The organism is Neobacillus mesonae, from assembly GCF_023715155.1.
Lineage (GTDB): Bacteria > Bacillota > Bacilli > Bacillales > Cytobacillaceae > Neobacillus > Neobacillus mesonae_A.
Window position 1 is genome coordinate 34,316 of sequence record NZ_JAMBNQ010000023.1, and the last position, 17,493, is coordinate 51,808.

The 17,493-nt window shown below is 35.0% G+C and carries 16 protein-coding genes; 1 reads left to right on the forward strand and 15 read right to left on the reverse strand.

Annotation, left to right across the window (positions count from 1 at the left end; all coding sequences use genetic code 11):
* Positions 1 to 673 precede the first annotated feature (673 nt).
* The 13 genes from M3183_RS17390 to iolG form a co-directional block, all read right to left on the reverse strand.
* On the reverse strand, positions 674 to 1,531 hold the full coding sequence (locus tag M3183_RS17390; RefSeq protein WP_251471760.1) for a class II fructose-bisphosphate aldolase: 858 nt from the start codon (positions 1,529 to 1,531) through the stop codon (positions 674 to 676).
* 60 nt (positions 1,532 to 1,591) lie between these two features.
* Positions 1,592 to 2,074: a ribose 5-phosphate isomerase B gene (gene rpiB / locus M3183_RS17395; RefSeq protein WP_251471790.1), complete on the reverse strand. Its 483-nt coding sequence runs from the start codon at positions 2,072 to 2,074 to the stop codon at positions 1,592 to 1,594.
* 87 nt (positions 2,075 to 2,161) lie between these two features.
* Positions 2,162 to 3,406: an NAD(P)-dependent malic enzyme gene (locus M3183_RS17400; protein ID WP_285880212.1), complete on the reverse strand. Its 1,245-nt coding sequence runs from the start codon at positions 3,404 to 3,406 to the stop codon at positions 2,162 to 2,164.
* Positions 3,407 to 3,853: 447 nt separating this feature from the next.
* Entirely contained in the window at positions 3,854 to 4,036 is a 183-nt protein-coding gene (locus M3183_RS27470; protein ID WP_396953734.1) for an aspartyl-phosphate phosphatase Spo0E family protein, read from the reverse strand.
* Between the two features lie 119 nt (positions 4,037 to 4,155).
* Positions 4,156 to 4,824, reverse strand: a complete 669-nt coding sequence (locus M3183_RS17405; protein WP_251471761.1) for an HAD family hydrolase — start codon at positions 4,822 to 4,824, stop codon at positions 4,156 to 4,158.
* A 45-nt stretch (positions 4,825 to 4,869) separates the two neighbouring features.
* Entirely contained in the window at positions 4,870 to 5,025 is a 156-nt protein-coding gene (locus tag M3183_RS17410; RefSeq protein WP_251471762.1) for a GapA-binding peptide SR1P, read from the reverse strand.
* Positions 5,026 to 5,182: 157 nt separating this feature from the next.
* On the reverse strand, positions 5,183 to 6,382 hold the full coding sequence (locus M3183_RS17415) for a diphosphate--fructose-6-phosphate 1-phosphotransferase (RefSeq protein WP_251471792.1): 1,200 nt from the start codon (positions 6,380 to 6,382) through the stop codon (positions 5,183 to 5,185).
* Between the two features lie 199 nt (positions 6,383 to 6,581).
* Positions 6,582 to 7,589, reverse strand: a complete 1,008-nt coding sequence (locus M3183_RS17420; RefSeq protein WP_251471763.1) for a LacI family DNA-binding transcriptional regulator — start codon at positions 7,587 to 7,589, stop codon at positions 6,582 to 6,584.
* Between the two features lie 84 nt (positions 7,590 to 7,673).
* A complete protein-coding gene (locus M3183_RS17425; protein ID WP_251471764.1) occupies positions 7,674 to 8,705 on the reverse strand; it encodes a LacI family DNA-binding transcriptional regulator in 1,032 nt (343 codons plus the stop codon).
* A gap of 236 nt (positions 8,706 to 8,941) precedes the next feature.
* Positions 8,942 to 10,369 carry an aldehyde dehydrogenase family protein gene (locus tag M3183_RS17430; RefSeq protein ID WP_251471765.1) on the reverse strand — a complete coding sequence of 476 codons (1,428 nt, stop codon included), beginning with the start codon at positions 10,367 to 10,369 and terminating at the stop codon, positions 8,942 to 8,944.
* 80 nt (positions 10,370 to 10,449) lie between these two features.
* Positions 10,450 to 11,403: a transketolase family protein gene (locus M3183_RS17435; protein WP_251471766.1), complete on the reverse strand. Its 954-nt coding sequence runs from the start codon at positions 11,401 to 11,403 to the stop codon at positions 10,450 to 10,452.
* A 4-nt stretch (positions 11,404 to 11,407) separates the two neighbouring features.
* On the reverse strand, positions 11,408 to 12,256 hold the full coding sequence (locus tag M3183_RS17440; protein ID WP_251471767.1) for a transketolase: 849 nt from the start codon (positions 12,254 to 12,256) through the stop codon (positions 11,408 to 11,410).
* A 200-nt stretch (positions 12,257 to 12,456) separates the two neighbouring features.
* Complete coding sequence (gene iolG / locus M3183_RS17445) at positions 12,457 to 13,479, reverse strand: inositol 2-dehydrogenase (protein WP_251471768.1); 1,023 nt, start codon at positions 13,477 to 13,479, stop codon at positions 12,457 to 12,459.
* A gap of 338 nt (positions 13,480 to 13,817) precedes the next feature.
* Between iolG and iolE the strand changes: the two genes are divergently transcribed.
* Positions 13,818 to 14,744 (forward strand): myo-inosose-2 dehydratase, encoded by a 927-nt coding sequence (gene iolE / locus M3183_RS17450; RefSeq protein ID WP_251471769.1) that lies wholly within the window; start codon positions 13,818 to 13,820, stop codon positions 14,742 to 14,744.
* 251 nt (positions 14,745 to 14,995) lie between these two features.
* Here the strand turns inward: iolE and M3183_RS17455 are convergent, their stop codons facing one another.
* Entirely contained in the window at positions 14,996 to 15,994 is a 999-nt protein-coding gene (locus M3183_RS17455) for a sugar ABC transporter substrate-binding protein (protein ID WP_251471770.1), read from the reverse strand.
* A 236-nt stretch (positions 15,995 to 16,230) separates the two neighbouring features.
* Positions 16,231 to 17,217 carry a sugar ABC transporter substrate-binding protein gene (locus M3183_RS17460; RefSeq protein WP_251471771.1) on the reverse strand — a complete coding sequence of 329 codons (987 nt, stop codon included), beginning with the start codon at positions 17,215 to 17,217 and terminating at the stop codon, positions 16,231 to 16,233.
* Positions 17,218 to 17,493: the final 276 nt, after the last annotated feature.

Sequence of the window (17,493 nt, forward strand, 5' to 3'; positions counted from 1 at the left end):
GGACTACGATAAAGGGTTTCCAAACCCTCGAATGGCTTAAGATAGTAACATCCAAATGTAATAATTCTGCTTGAAACCAAATTCAATAAAAGAAATTAAACCATTCAGATGACCATTCTCGCTAATATAAATTTTCTTGTACCCTACCGTGAGGACTCCAGAAAAGCACGAGATGATAGCCAACACTGCTCCGTACCTTGTGACAGAAAAACCAGAGAAATTTCGTTTCTCCATTGAAACCGCATTCATACAAATCAATCAGAATCATATTTTTTTACGATGACTAACTATACTCATAGCCAAGTTTAGCTAAGGATTCTTGAATCAGCTCTGATGAAAGCATATTTTGTTAGAACAAAAGATTTATGCTTAGACTATTTAAAACTGACTTACCTTTTTAAAATAATGTCAAAAAAGGGATAATTCATTTAAAAAAGAGCATTTCCTACATTTATGATAACGCTTTACTTTTGATGTTAATTTAGCAAATTCAGCAGACAAATGGAAGGTGCTATTTTTGCCATTTTTTAATCCCCCTACTTTCTCTGACGACTCTTAAAATCTAACTTACATCTCATAGGATATAATCACCTAATTATTAACTTTGTGATATTCTATGCATTTACTTTTTTATGACTTTTTTACTCTTGCCCAAAGTTCAATAAATACAGACTTATGCTTTGTTTGAAGAACCAAATTCACGTATTTTACCAATAACAGTTTCTTTAATCGCCTCACGGCCTGGACCTATAAATTTGCGTGGATCATATACATCAGAGTCTGTGCCCAACACTTCCCGAACTACTCTCGTAAAAGCAATTTGATTTTCCGTGTTTACATTGATTTTCGCTGTCCCTAATGAGATTGATTTTTTGATTTGATCAATCGGGATACCAGTACCGCCATGTAAGACTAACGGCAGCTCAATTGTTTTACATATATCCTCCATTTCCTTAAAACCTAAGTTAGGCTCCCCTTTGTAAGGACCATGAACAGATCCTAATGCTGGGGCTAGGCAATCAACACCTGTAAGTTTTACCAGCTCCCTACATTCATTTGGATCTGCATAAATAACACCATCGGCGATTACATCGTCTTCTTGCCCGCCAACTGTTCCTAGTTCAGCTTCAACGGATACCCCGTATTCATGTGCATATTGAACAACTTGCCGGGTTATTTTTACATTTTCTTCAAATGAATAATGGGAAGCGTCAATCATAACCGAAGTAAAACCAGCATCAATGGCAGCTTTACACTTTACAAAGCTAGACCCATGGTCCAAATGGATTGCTACTGGTACGATGATATTCATTTCTTCAATAAGTGCTTTTACCATGGAGGTAACCACAGTAAAACCACCCATATGCCGAGCTGCTCCTTCAGAAACACCAAGAATTACTGGTGATTTTTCTTCCTCTCCAGCTGCTAAAATTGCTTGTGCCCATTCCAGGTTGTTGATGTTAAACTGCCCAACCGCATAACCTTCTGCTAACGCCTTATTTAACATCTCTTTCATTGAAGTTAAAGCCATTTTCATATCCCCCTAGTAATTGACCCAAATTTTTAATCTTTGTAAGAGTCATTATGCAAATCAATCCGCTTTCAATATATAGACTTCGTTACTTTTCAACTCATGAGTTGATTCATATGTTACGATTTTATTGACACGTTTTTTGTGTCTCCCCCCTATAAAAGGTGTTGTTAACCACATTTTCACAATATCACAAGCTAGACCAGGGCCAATGACACGCTCTCCCATAGCTAATATGTTTGTATCGTTATGTTCTCTTGTTGCCTTTGCACTAAACATATCATGGACAAGTGCACAGCGAATTCCTTTTACTTTGTTGGCTGCAATGCTCATTCCAATGCCTGTTCCGCAAATTAATATACCACGGTCTACTTCACCATTAGCTACTTTCTCAGCTACTGGTATTGCATAATCTGGATAGTCAACAGATTCGCTATTCTCACAACCTAAATCTACATAGGGAATCTTCATTTCTTCCATTAATAAAATAATTTCTTTACGAATAAACATACCGCCATGATCAGATGCAATGGCCACTTTCATCATTTATCCTCCAATCCTCTTCTTACAAAAATGATTAATAGTATAAAAATTGTAAACTACTAATCAAGTGAAAAACTGTAGTCTGTTTTATACGAAAACGTTTTTGTCTTTCGTTACCGCTAGAAAGCGCTCTTTAATTTCTTTATTATTTACATTCAGTTGTGAAACACCTGTTTCTATCGCGGCTAGAGATACTGCCGCTCCAACATGCGCTACCACACGGGGATCAAAAGGATCAGGAATTACATAATCGGGGTTGAGATCTTCCTCCGAAATCAAGCCAGCAATGGCATATACAGCTGCCAGTTTCATATCTTCATTGATTACTTTTGCATGAACATCCAATGCCCCACGGAAAATTCCAGGGAAAGCTAATACGTTATTTATCTGATTTGGAAAATCAGAGCGACCCGTTCCTACAACAAAGGCTCCTGCATCTTTTGCATCTTGTGGCATGATTTCTGGCACCGGATTGGCCATTGCAAAAATTGTGGGATTTTGACTCATGGAACGAACCATTTCTTGAGTGACAGCACCTGCAGCCGATACGCCAATAAAAACATCAGCTCCAACAAGTGCATCTGCTAAAGTTCCTTTTTTATTTTCTTTGTTAGTTATCCGCGCCATTTCTTCTTTGAATGAATTCATTCCAACAGGGCGACCTTCATAAATAATTCCTTTTGTATCACATAAAATGGCATCTTTTACACCCATATTAAGTAACAATTTTACAATTGCCACACCTGCGGCTCCAGCACCATTTGCTACAACACGAATATCTTCAATTTTCTTACCTACAAGTTTAAGAGCATTGATTAATCCTGCAGCTGTTACAATAGCTGTACCATGCTGATCGTCATGAAAAATCGGAATATTACATGATTTCCTCAGGCGATCCTCGATTTCAAAGCACTGAGGAGCAGCAATATCTTCTAAGTTCACTCCACCAAACGTGGGTTCTAATAATTGAACCATCTCAATAATTTTTTCTGTGTCTGTCGTATTAATACAAATTGGAAATGCGTCTACATCTGCGAATGTTTTAAACAGTAATGCTTTCCCTTCCATCACCGGCATGGCTGCTTTAGGCCCAATATTTCCAAGCCCCAGTACAGCTGTACCATTAGAAACAACGGCTACAAGGTTTCCTTTAATCGTATAATCATAGACCTTGTCCTCATCTTGATGAATTTCAATACAAGGCTCTGCCACACCAGGTGAATAAGCAAGACTTAAATCTCTCCTGTTACATACTTCGATTTTTGAATAGATACCCAGTTTCCCTTTATTTTCCTTATGGATTTTTAGTGATTCTTCCCGTAATGTCAACATTATTACCTCTTTCATATATTGATTTCCATTGGAAATAAGAACAAGAAGTCCTAACCATTAAAACTTATTTTTATGTTGAAACGAGGGTTTTCCGTGCGAAGATTTGTATGTTCATCACTCCCTCGGAGTTTTCAATTCTAAAGCGTTTAAATTTAACTTTTGGTTATAAGGTGCATTTCATTTCACTAGACTTAATCATTTGCAAAAGTCAGATAACTATCTGTAAAAAAATACTCCAATCATGCCATTTTTAGGTTTCACCGATATTACTTGTCCTTGGATTCTCAATCCACAACTTTCCTCGCTTATAGCTTCTAAATTACTTTTGTTTTTATATTTCTAGAAAAATATTATAGCCTTACGAAAAAGATATTTGACACTCTGGTACGACTAATTTTGTTCTTTTGGTCTAAATTAGTAATGAAGCTTAGTGTTTGATTGATTCCCTCAGTTCCAAATGGGACGTACTTCTTGCATGATTTTTTGTAGCAATATAATTTCTTTATCTAATTTTTTACTAAGATCGATGACATTTATATGTGAAATTCCTTTGACTTTTGCTAACTTATACAAATCCCGGCGATACTTCACTATACGTTTATGACATTCCAATGCAGTTCTTAACACCATAGTCTTAATCTCCTTTTTCCAATTTGGAAGTCACACACTAAACAAAAATTTCTATTTCATTTTCTATTTGAAAAATAAAATGTATTTTAAATAGTCTGGACCCCTATATATTCGTAAAGTTAAAAATGCCTTAAGGCAAATAATTCTTTAAGTTTAGCAACGTTTACTTCAGCTAAAGAAGTCACAATCCTATCTGCTTGTGATAGATCCATGCTTATTTGTTTATGTCTGACCCCAATACAATACATATTGGCTGTTTTCGCAGCTGTTACACCATTGTAAGAATCCTCAATAACTATACAATTTGATACTGATACCCCCATTTTTTCTGCTGCATGGAGAAAAATCTGTGGATCGGGCTTTCCCCTTTCAAAGTCTTCACCTGAAATAATTTCATTAAAATAATCTCTTAATTCACATTGATCTATTACTGTTTGTATTCTCCTCATTTCGGAAGAAGATGCTAAAGCAGTAGGTATACCATGTTTTTTCAAAGACATTAATAGGAGTAATACCTCCGGAAACAACAGTTGCTTATAATCCCATTCTTTCTGTGAAAATATTGTACGTTGCAATGCAATAAGCTCTTCTACACTTTGCGGCAAAGAATACTTTTCTTTTATAATTGACCATTTTCTCTTGGCGGTTCCACCCATATAACTACGTTGTGTAATTTCATCTACCTGAATATCAAGTTTCTTAAATATCTCCTGGTTATATCTTCTATAAATTGGCTCCGTATCGACAATTACCCCATCCATATCAAATATAACAGCCAAATTGGACACTATTTTTCACCTTCTCAACCTCAGTTTTTTAACTAATTTATAGTACTAATTTTTAAGTTTAGAAACTTGCTCAATACATTTTTTTTCATTACAACGTGAATAGTAAAATCCAACTTTCTCTGAACGAAATGTATCCAAAAGGCGTCCACACTTATCACAAATAATTGAACCTAGTGCTAATGAGTTTTCTGAAACTGGCATAATTGATCATCCTTTCAATGTTAGTCAAGTCAAAATAAATTGTTAAACATAATGCAAAATCTAATAAGATATTTTGTTAACTTTCCTGAAAAACCCAATTTAGCGAGTATATAACCCCAAAAAATAAAGTAATTTATTTCACCTTAAACATAAATATTTATATAACACGCCCATAAACAGGAAGACCATTATCCGAAGGAAGCATCAATTCGCCCTTGATAATCGGACGTACATAGTCAATAAAATCTTTAGACATGGAACAGTTTTCTTGATTGTACCAATTTATTGGGACAAAGCGTTCCTTTCCTCCAATCTCACTTAACGGTACGGTTTCGTAAGAAATTTCATATTCTTTTAAATTTTTTCGCTTTAATCCAATCATAACTCCCGTATAATTTCTCTTTGCAAAAGACCAGGCTTCTATTCCAGCATTATAGGCTTCCGATACATCTGTTTTTGCGGCAAATAACATACTACTTCGCTGCCAGGTACTAGGTAAAATAAGATGTGAATGTATACCTGTTTCCTCTTTAATAATACTATTTAAATATGAAGAAACTCCCCCAAGCTTAGGTCGACCAAGGATGTCATAGTTAAGGTTATTTCCTGAACATAGATTCCCCTGATGATCTTTAATCCCTTCGGAGACCACTACCACAGCACTCTTTTTTTCCAAATTTAAAGATTGGATTTTTCTTATCAAGGCATTCACATCAAATGGCACTTCCGGAATATAAATTAAATCTTGACAATTATCCCCTACATCTCCGACCAATGAACAAGCTCCTGCTAACCAACCTGCATGACGGCCCATTGTTTCAATGATTGTAATGCGATTACTTACCATATAACTTTTCATATCCATCTTAATATCAAGCATACAAGTTGCTAAAAATTTTGCAGCGCTTCCAAAACCGGGAGAATGATCTGTTCCCATTAAATCATTGTCTATTGACTTTGGAACTCCAATTACAATTAATTCATATCCGATTTTTTTGGCTTGCTCATCAATCATTTGAGCAACATTCATTGATCCATTTCCACCGATACAAAAGAAATATCGAATATCCCTTTTCTTCATAACTTTTAATATTATTTCAATATCTGTTGGTGTGAGCTTATAACGCCATGATCCAAGTGCAGCACCAGGTGTCCAACGTAAACGATAACGCTCCTGGTTAGACAAATCATTTAAATTTACAAAGGATTCATTGAGCAATCCATGTAATCCTCCTACAGCTCCATAAATCTGGCCCTTAAAAGATGAATCAAGCGCTCCATTAATAATTCCGATTAATGAGTTATTTATAACAGCAGTGGGACCTCCAGATTGAACAATTAAACAATTCCCATTCATATAATTTTTCCCTTCAACGAGAGTTAAGCGCTTCACTTTCAAATAAAAAAAAATAAATAATTATTATTGATATTATATTAGACTTTTTAATAAAATCGAATTATAAATTTTTACAAATAGTTTTTATAATAACAAACAATATTATATGTCTAACTATTCAGAAAATCAACTCGTTGCTAAAAAGTAAGATAAAAATTCTTCAAAAATATTTTTTTATGACTTTTGCCGTTGACTCTCTCACTACTAGTTCAGGCATTAATATAATTTGTTTAATTATCTCATTCCTCTCGATCATCCCTACCATTAATTCCATTATTTCTTTCCCCATAATTTGTACAGGTTGAGCCATAGTAGTTAACGAAGGGGCAATTATTGTTGCAATCATCGTGTCATCAAAGCCAATTACAGATAATTGTTCTGGAACGGAAATACCATATTCCCTTGCAGCATGGATTGCTCCGATCCCCAATAAGTCATTGCAGGTAAAAACAGCCGTCGGAGGATTATCACTATTCAAATAATTTTGTGTAATTTTTTTCCCCCAACCTATACTTATCTCCTCTGCGTATTCAATATGTCCTGGTGCTTTTATTCCGTTATCTTCTAAAGCCTGTTTATAACCTCTTAATCTTTCTCTATTACTCCATATATTACGAGCGATTATCCCTATATTTTCATGTCCTAAGCTAATTAAGTACGACGTAGCTTGATATCCTCCCATAAAGTCATCAATTACTACTGTATTAATAGGAATCATTGGAGAATCACGTGCAATGATTGATACAGGAATATTTTCCTCCATTAATTCTTGTATCTTTCTTAAATCCTCAAATCCGGACGCCAGAATAAAACCATCAACGTTTTTTTGTTTTAATAGTGATAAATATTTGTTTTCTTTCTCCGCCAAATAGTCTGTACTGCACATAATTAAATTGTATCCCAATTCATTCGCACTATCTTCGATATTTCGTGCAAGATCAGAAAAAAATGGGTTAGCCAAATCTGGAATTAACAATCCAATTGTTTTTGTTTTTTTGCCCGTCAATGCAGACGCCATTACATTAGGATGAAAATCTAATTTTTTCTTCACATCCAAGACTTTTTTTCTTGTCTTTTCACTAATATTCCCTTTATTATTAATGACTTTTGAAACTGTTGCTATTGAAACACCCGCTTTTTTTGCAACGTCATATATAGTAACTTTCATTTTTTTCCCTCTTTTTAATTTACGCTATAAAAAGAAATGGTTACTGTTAATTTAGGATTCATCGAAGTCAAAAATTGAATTTACTCAATTTTTGACTTCTCTTTTATTACTTTTTAAATTTGCAGGTCCTGTTGAATGTCGTTTAACCAGTTCAGGTAATAATAGTATTCTTTGTTTTCTTTTTACCGTTCCTTCAATTTCTGAGATTAATGATCCTATTGCTTCTTTACCCATATCATTGAGCGGTTGTGCCATTGTAGTTAAAGTGGGATTACATATAGTAGCCAAAACTGAATTATCAAACCCAACTATTGAAATATCTTCGGGAATCTTTAAACCTCTTTTGAGAACTGCTCGCATGGCACCAATTGCTAAGATGTCATTAAAAGCAAAAATAGCAGTTGGAGGTTCTTCTAGATTGAGAAGTTTTTCTGCCTGTATTTCACCTTCTTCAAATGTGGCTCTCGACTCTGTTAAAAGGTTTTCATCATAAATTAAGTGATAATCATTTAGCGCATTCTGATATCCGCGAATTCGTTCAGCACTACTTTGAACAGTTTCTGTAATGATTGCAATACGCTTATGACCAAGTTCAGCTAAGTAAGCTGTTGCTTGATATCCACCTCTATAGTCATCCACTGAAACTGTATTAAGTTGTAATGAATCTATATTATAAGCAACTAAAACTACTGGTATTTCTTGTTGTATTATATCTTTAATTAAATCAACATTGTTAAAACCTGAAGAAATAATAATTCCGTCCACTCGTCTTCGGAGTAATAAAGACACGTATTTTTTTTCTTTTTTCTCATTATAATCTGTACTACAAATAATTATGCTGTACCCTTTTTCATCTCCCCAATCTTCAAGACTCCTTGCAAACTCTGCATAGAATGGGCTTGAAATATCAGGAATAATTAAACCGATCGTTTGGGTACGTTTAGCCGTAAGTGAGGATGCAACGGAACTTGGATAATATTTCAACTCTTCCATTACATCCAATACCTTTTCCTTCGTTTTGTTACTATATTTTCCGTTATTATTAATAACACCGGAAACAGTGGCAATTGAAACACCTGCTTTTTTGGCTACATCATAAATCGTTGGTTGTTGCATAATATTTTCCTCATTTCAATATTCATCAACTACTATTTAGTATAGCAGTTTTTGAATAATACATCTTGAAAGTTAAACGCTTTACGAAAAAAAGTAGCACATAGAAAGACTTATTGTATGAATTGCAATGAATCTTTGCAGATAAAAGCGAATTAGAAACTTTAGGAAATCATTTAACATTCCTGTCCAATCTAGTAAAAATCACCGTTTTCACTAAAATTTATACCGACAATAATTCAATCTTCTATATTTATCACCACTGTCACCGTTTCAACAAGCTCCTGGATAGCATATGCAGGACCTTCTTTACCATTTCCACTTTCTTTAACACCACCATATGGCATTTGATCGGTACGGAAGCAGCATGTATCATTGACGATAACCCCACCAACTTCAAGTAAATGAGGAATTTTATAAGACAAATTTAAATCCTTAGTATAAATTCCTGCTTGCAAGCCGTATTTCGAATCATTAACGAGTTCGATTGCTTCTTCAATGGTATCATAGAAGAGTACAGATACCACTGGTGCAAATACTTCCTCGTCTAAAACCTTCATGCCTCTTTTCACATTTGTTAATACGGTTGGAAAATAAATATTACCAATACGCTTACCACCCGTTAAAATAGATGCACCATTTTGTTTTGCTTCATTTACCCATTCTTCTATACGAATTGCTTCTTTTTCACTGATCATTGGTCCGACATTTGTTTCAGGATCTAGAGGGTCACCCACTTTAAGTTCTGAAACATTTTGTAAAAATGCTTCCATAAATCGTTCCCTTACCGAACTCTGAACTAAGATGCGTTGAACCGAGATACAAATTTGCCCAGCATTAGCAAATGCCATTTTTGCTAACTTCTCCGCTGCTTTTTCAACTTCTGCATCACCATGAACGATTGTAGCTGAGTTAGACCCCAATTCTAATGTCGCCTTACGTAATCCAATTGTTTTTTGAATATGTTTTCCTACAGAAGGCGAGCCAGTAAAAGTGTAATGTGCAATTCGTTCATCGTTTAATAGCTGTTCTCCCACTGTACTACCACCACCGGTTAAACACTGAATATAACCTTTTGGTACACCCGCTTCTTCTAATAATTCACATAATTTAATAGCTGAAATTGCTGTATCTGATGCAGGTTTAACAATTACCGGATTCCCAGCTGCTAATGCAGGTGCTACTTTGTGAACTACAAGATTTAAAGGAAAGTTAAACGGTGTAATTGCAGCAACTACTCCCACTGGTTTTTTTATGGTGTATAGAAAACGACCTTGAACATTGTAATTAGGGATAATTTCACCAACTAATTTTTTAGTCTCCTCAGCAGCCATCTGAAAAGTAGCTATAGATCTATTTACTTCCCCAATTGCATCTGAGATAGGCTTCCCACCCTCTTGCGCGATCGTGTTTGCGAATTCATTTCTGTTCTGTTTTAATAGTTCAGCAACACGTACTAATACTGTATGACGAGATTCCGGTGTAAAAGAAACCTTCTTATGAGCATAAACCGCGGATTCTACTGCTTTATTCACAAGTTCTGGGCTTGCTAAAGACACTTCAGAAAAAATTTCCCCTGTATACTTATTATAAATTTTATATGATTCTTCTGTAGCTACCCATTCGCCATTAATAAACAACCTTTCTTTCTCGATTGTTTTTACCATCTTATCACTCCTAACATCATTTTATATTTTTTATTAAGCGCTTAACATAGAGGGCAGATTTTCTGCGTTCTCACATAGAATTATTTCTTCTTTAAAACTTCTTTTACGCGAGCTGCAATATGATCTATTGAAATTTCATACTTTTGAAGTAGAGCCTCATTGGGGCCAGACTCCGAATTACGGTCTTTGACACCAACTCTAAGCATTGGCACTGGATTTTCTTCCACAAGGACTTCTGCAACAGCACTTCCTAAACCTCCATAAATGCTGTGTTCTTCTGATGTTACGATTGCACCTGTTTCATCTGCAGCTTTAATGATTGCTTCCTTATCAAGTGGTTTAATAGAAGGCATATGCAAGACTGCTGCTTCAATTCCTTCTTCAGCAAGTTGTTCCGCAGCCTCAAGAGAGCGACCCGTTTGTGTGCCTGTTGAAATAATGGTCACATCTTTCCCCTCTCTTACCTTTATTGCTTTCCCAAGTTCAAACTTGTAATCTTCAGAAAAAACGACTGGCAGTGGATCCCTTGCAAGGCGGATATAAACAGGTCCATAATGATTATTTGCAAACTCCATCATTTTCCTTGTTTCAACACCGTCAGCCGGTGCCAGTACTACCATGTTAGCCAAACTGCGGAAAATTGCAATATCTTCTAAGGCTTGGTGCGTCTTACCTGTTAAGCCGGTTAATAAACCGCTATATGCACCAACCATTTTTACGTCTAGATTAGGCTGTGCAATTTGTACTTGAATTTGGTCAATAGAACGTTTAGACAAAAATGCCGCAAAAGTTGTTGCCCATGGCTGTAAACCCGTCGTGGCAAGACCTGCCGCAACACTCATCATGTTTTGTTCAGCAATTCCCATTTGTAAAAATTTTGGAGCATTTTTTTCTGCAATACGATCTACCTTTGTTGAAGTAGCTAAATCCCCGTCCAAAGCAAAAACCCTCGGATCGTCAAAGGATAATTTAAGTAAAGTTTCACCAAACACATCACGCATTGCTACTTTTTCTACAGTTTTTAAGCTTGTCATCCTTTTAAACCCCCATTTCGATTTCTTTAATAGCTGCTTCTAATTCTTTATCATTTGGTACACGCGCATGCCATGAGTAACTATTTTCCATGAAACTTACACCTTTCCCTTTAATCGTGTTAGAAATAATAATAGTTGGCTTTCCTTTTATTTGCTTTGCTTCTTCAAATCCCTTAATGATTTGTTCAATATCATGACCATCCAAGCTGATTACATTCCAACCAAATGCCTCCCAACGCTTTTCAGGAGAAAAAGCAGGGTTTTCTCGCTCTGTTACTGTGCCAGCCCACCCATACTGCTGAAGTTTGTTATGGTCCATAATAACAACAAGATTATCCAACTGATACTTTGATGCCACATCTGCAGCTTCCCATACTTGCCCTTCTTGTGATTCACCATCTCCAATCATGCAGTATGTGCGAAAAGTTTTTTTACACAATTTTCCACCAAGCGCAATACCCACTGCAGCAGAGATCCCCTGCCCTAAAGAACCTGTAGACATGTCAACACCAGGCAAGATCTTCATATCTGGATGTCCTTGCAAGCGTGAGTCAATCTCATCAAATGTTTTTAATTCATCGATAGGAAAATAACCACGTTGTGCAAGTACAGTATATAACGCAATAGCTGAATGCCCTTTTGATAAGACAAAACGATCACGGTCTACCCCACGAGGATCTTCTGGATTAATATTCATTTCTTCAAAATATAAACTAACTAGCACATCTACAGCGGACAATGGCCCCCCCACATGGCCAGCTCCAGCGTGATGAATTGTTTCAAGGATAAGTTTTCTTGTCTCAGTCGCTCTACGGTTTAACATTTTCACCTTTTCTTGAAGTAATAGACTCATTTGAATTCCTCCTTAATAAAATGAAGAGTATTTTTACTTAAGCGCTTAACCAAAAATGTAAAAAATTATAGATTGCTATCTTATAGCGACCTACAGTAAAGAAATTGATATCTGAAAAAGGCTAATGGGTTTGGAGTGTGAAATTTGTAATATTCACTTCTAAATCGTATCCAAACCCACGTACTTTCTAATTTAGGGAGCTAAACTTTTAAAAATTTTTCTCTCTTAATTTTGACAGGTTTACCAAATTCATGAGATTCCTTTGCAGCTTTTGCAATTAATTCAGCCTGAAGCCCATCATTTCCTTTACAAACAAGCGGTTTATCATTCAGAATTGAATCAATAAATGCATGGGTTTCTAACATATATGCTTCTTTATAGCGTTCTAAAAAGAAATATTTTAATTTATCTTTATAAACTCCATCTGCTGTACTAATTTCTACATTTGTTGGATGTTCGTTTTGAGCAGTTACGCATCCTTTTGATCCAAATACTTCAACACGCTGATCATAACCATATACAGCTTTTCGACTGTTATCAATTATACCAATAGCCCCATTTTCAAACTTTAGGATAGTCATAGCTGTATCAATATCTCCAAGTTCCTTAAAAATTGGATCTACTAAATTTACTCCTTGAACATAAACTTCCTCAACCTCACTACCTGCTACATAACGAGCCATGTCATAGTCATGAATGGCCATATCGAAGAATAATCCTCCAGAATTTTTAATGTACTCAGCTGGAGGCGGCTCTGGATCACGTGAAGTGATTTTTATAATATGTGGATCTCCTATTTTCCCTTCTTTCACAGTTTCGTGAACCTTTTTGAAATGCGGATCAAAGCGGCGGTTGAAACCAACTTGTAATTTCACTCCAGCCTCTTTTACCACCTCAAGAGCATCTTTTGTTTCTTCTGTTGAAAAACTAACTGGTTTTTCACAGAAAATGTGTTTCCCTGCTCGAGCAGCTTCTTTAATGATCTCACCATGTGTATTTGTCGGTGAACAAATAAAGATTGCATCAATTTCGGGATCATTCAAAATATCCTGGTAATTTGTCGTAACGTTTTGAATTCCTATTTGCTCAGCCCATTTAATTGCATTTTCAACAAATAAATCTGAGATGGTTTTAATTTTAATGCTCGGTATAGAAATAATATTTTCTGCATGCATTCGTCCAATTCTACCTGCACCTATAATACCAATCGTGATTTTTTCCATTAGAGATCTCCCCTTTCTAAATACAACAGCTACTTTTTAGTTAAGCGCTTCTCTTGATGATTTTTATTATAGACTAAATCATCTCCTTTTGAAAGTGTTTTCTTAAACTTTTTCTTAATTTTCTTACACCTTCTAACTTTACTGACTACTTACTTTTTCTTATTATTACGCCTTTTTAATCTCAAATTCATTATTTTATTGAATAACCTTTACAACTGGTATAAAATAAATAATATATGTTAAGCGCTTAGTTTTTTTCTTGAATTGATTTCAATTTTCATCTTAGAAAATAATCTTAACTAATTATTAAAATGCAACTTAAAGAGGAGGAAATTAAAATGACCCACATTCCATTTAATTTAGGTATTCATCCAATAAATTGGGTTGGCGAAGATGTGTTAGAACATGGTGATCATTATTCATATCAACAAGTAATGTCCGAAATTGCATCTCTGGGATTTAAAGGAACCGAAGTAAGCAGAAAGTTCCCGAAAGATCCCCAAGAGCTAAAAAGGGCCCTTTTAGATTTTAATCTTCAATTAACTACTCAATGGAAATCTGTATTGTTTTCTGATTCGAATAATCACAAAAGTAAGTTACAAGAGTACCGTAACCATGTAGAATTTTTGAAACAATTTGGTTGTAAAGTAGTAAGTACTGCGGAAATTGGTGGCTCCATTCTGAATCAGGACCCTAGAAGAGGTCAAGATGAAACTGAGGTTATCCGTTTAGATGAGGATGGGTGGAAATATATGGTTGAGGGGCTAAATAAAGCAGGTGAAATTTGCCGTGAAAATGGCATGTACCTTGTCTACCATCACCATGCAGGTACAGTGGTTGAACAACCCGAAGAAATTGACCGATTAATGGAAATGAGTGATCCGAATCTAGTTTATCTGCTATTTGACACAGGTCATGGATATTATGGCGGAAATGATCCATTAACCTTATTAAAGAAATATTACGACAGAATAAAGTATATTCATTTAAAGGACGTACGACAAGAAATATTAGATCAAGCAAAACAGAATAGTTACAGCATTAGAGAATGTATTAGTAAAGGAATGTTTACTGTTCCTGGTGATGGATGTTTAGATTTTAAACCAATTTTTAAAGAATTACTTGACCAAGGGTACAAAGATTGGGCATTAATTGAAGGTGAACAAGACCCTCTAATATGTAATCCTTTTGAGTATGCAAAAAAATCAAAAAAATTTATTGAGGACATTGTATCAAATCTTCACTCAAATAAGTCTCTTATTTAACATAGTTATATAGAGTACTTTCAAATCACAATAACATACAGTATCAAAAAAAAACGTCTAGTCATTAATAAAACGCTCTGGCTAGACGTTTTTGTTATTAATCGATAACATCCAAGATAAAAGTAGGGATTATTTTTAGTAATGCACTGAAAATAATCCTAATTAATTCATATTTAAACAAAAATTAGATAATTATTATTAGTGAATAAATAACTTTAACGGGAATGTATGGATTCATCCCATACGATACTTTATTTATTAAGTAAGTTTTTCACTTCTTCTAGTTTCTCTGAAGCATTTTTTTTCGTAATAATAATATCCTTTCCGCTATTAATTTTTTTATCAATCTTCCCGCCTTCAATTACTTTTATTGCATTTTCGACACTCTTGTACGTCATGTTATATGGTTGTTGAGCAACAGTAGCTGTTAATCCACCTTTACTGATTGATTGGATTGCCTCACTAGTACCATCAATACCAATAATTGGAATAGACATATTTCGGGCTGTTGTAGCCTTTAAAGCCCCTAATGCCATTTCATCATTCGCTGCAAAAATACCTTTAATGTTAGGATTAGCGGTTAAAATATTTTCCACTACAGAGACTGCTTTGACTCGATCAAAATCAGCTGTCTGTGTAGCAGCAACCTTAAGACCTGCTTCTTTAAGTGCATCTTCCGCCCCTTTTACTCTATCTTCACTTACTGGTGTTCCTAAAACTCCTTCAATAATAGCAATTTCATCTCCCTTTTTTAGATGAGATGCTAATACATTTCCTGCCTCATGGCCGGATGTATAATTGTCAGTACCAATGAATGTTGTTTTTCCATCCCATTCGATATCACTGTCTACCAGAAGAACAGGAATACCTTTAGCTTTATATTTCTCAAGCACAGGAATCACTGCTTTAGATTGGCTCGGCATTACAATTAAAGCATCAAGATCTTTAGTCAATAAATCTTCGAGTATATTAATCTGCTTCTCAACCTCTGTTTGACTAGAAGGAGCTAAAATTGTTCCCTCTACATCGAAATCTTTAAACCCTATCTTTGCTCCACTCTCCATTAACTTGAAATATTCCGCTTCCAATGACTTTAAAACAACAGCAACTTTCGGTTTTCCAGGATTGTCTTTCTTGTCTCCACTACTAATTTCATTCGAAGTGGTTGTGCTTCTTTGACCACATCCTGCCAATAATAATAAAACAAGAGTAAGTGAAGAAAATATTGCGAGATACCCTTTACTTTTCATTACAATTCCCCCATATCCTATTCCATAATCATAAAAAAACTGAAAACACATTTAATTGAAGATTTTTTATTCTCAGTTCGTCCTTGAAAATGAGTTTGTAAGCCCAATTTATGAATATGGTTTTCTATTGAAAAAAGAGACACCTCATCTTGTATTTCATAAGAGAGGTGCCCTTTTTTATGTTTTTTATTAGTATTTTGTGTTAATTGTTAATCACCATAGGTACGAAATTTAAATTATTTCTCACCTAAATATTTTTTGATTTTTCCTATTTCTTCTGTGACATTCTCTTTTGTAATAACTTTTGCACCTGAATTAATTCGCTTTTTAACTGTTTCTCCTTTCTTAGCTTTATAAGCTGTTTCTACACTTAAATAACCCATCATATACGGATTTTGTGCAACATTCGCCACCATGTCTCCTTTCTGTAATGCTGCTAAACCGTTTGGCGTTCCATCAAATCCGATGACTGGAATATCAGTACGGCCTTCGTTTTTAAGCGCTTTCACAGCTCCTAATGCCATTTCATCAGATGCAGCAAAAACTGCTTTTACATCTGGATTTGCAGTCAAAATATTTTCCATTACATTTACTGATTTTTCTCGGTCATGTTGGGCGTCTTGAATAATGAATTTAATGTTTTTGTCTTTTAAAGCAGATTTAAAACCATCTACACGATCATCAAATGTTTTACTTCCCATTTGACCACGAAGAATTGCAACTTTATCACCATTTTTCACCTTATCGCTTAGAAATTCCCCACCTAACTTTGCTGCTTTTAGATTACCTGTTCCAATAAAGGAAACTTTATCCTTAAAATTAGCATCAGAATCTACAAGAAGAACAGGTATATTCTTTTGTTGCGCACTATTAAGAACAGGTAATACTGCTTCCGATTGACTTGGTGCTACGATAAGTGCGTCAACTCCTGTAGCAATTTGGTCTTCAATCATCTTAATCTGGTCCTCGTACAGATTTTCAGAAGTAGGACCTAAAAATTCGATATCAACATCATACTTTTTTGCAGCATCTTTTGCACCAGCCATAACTATTTTCCAGTATTCTGTATTTAATTGTTTTAATACAATGCCAAATTTATAATGATCGTTTTTACTCTTTCCACCTTCATTCGCAGCTTTACCAGAAGTAGAAGATGAACAACCAGAAAGAATCGACATAATGGTTAGCAGTGCAATTACAAGAAAACTACAGGATTTTTTCATTACATTCTCTCCCCATTTGTTTAATATAAATACTTTTAAAACTTATTTTAGTAGTACAATAGTGTAAATGTTCTCTTCTAATACAGTGCCTTTTTTCACTATTTGTTAGCCCGATTAATTAAAACTTGTTGTGATACTTCAAAAACACTTGCTTAATGATTTTTTTTGCTTCTATTCCAGCTTATCGTTCTTTCGGTATCCCCTACCAGTAGGTCTAAAAAATTCCATAGACACCATTTCATCATAGTTGATTTCTTATAACTATCCCCCTTGCAT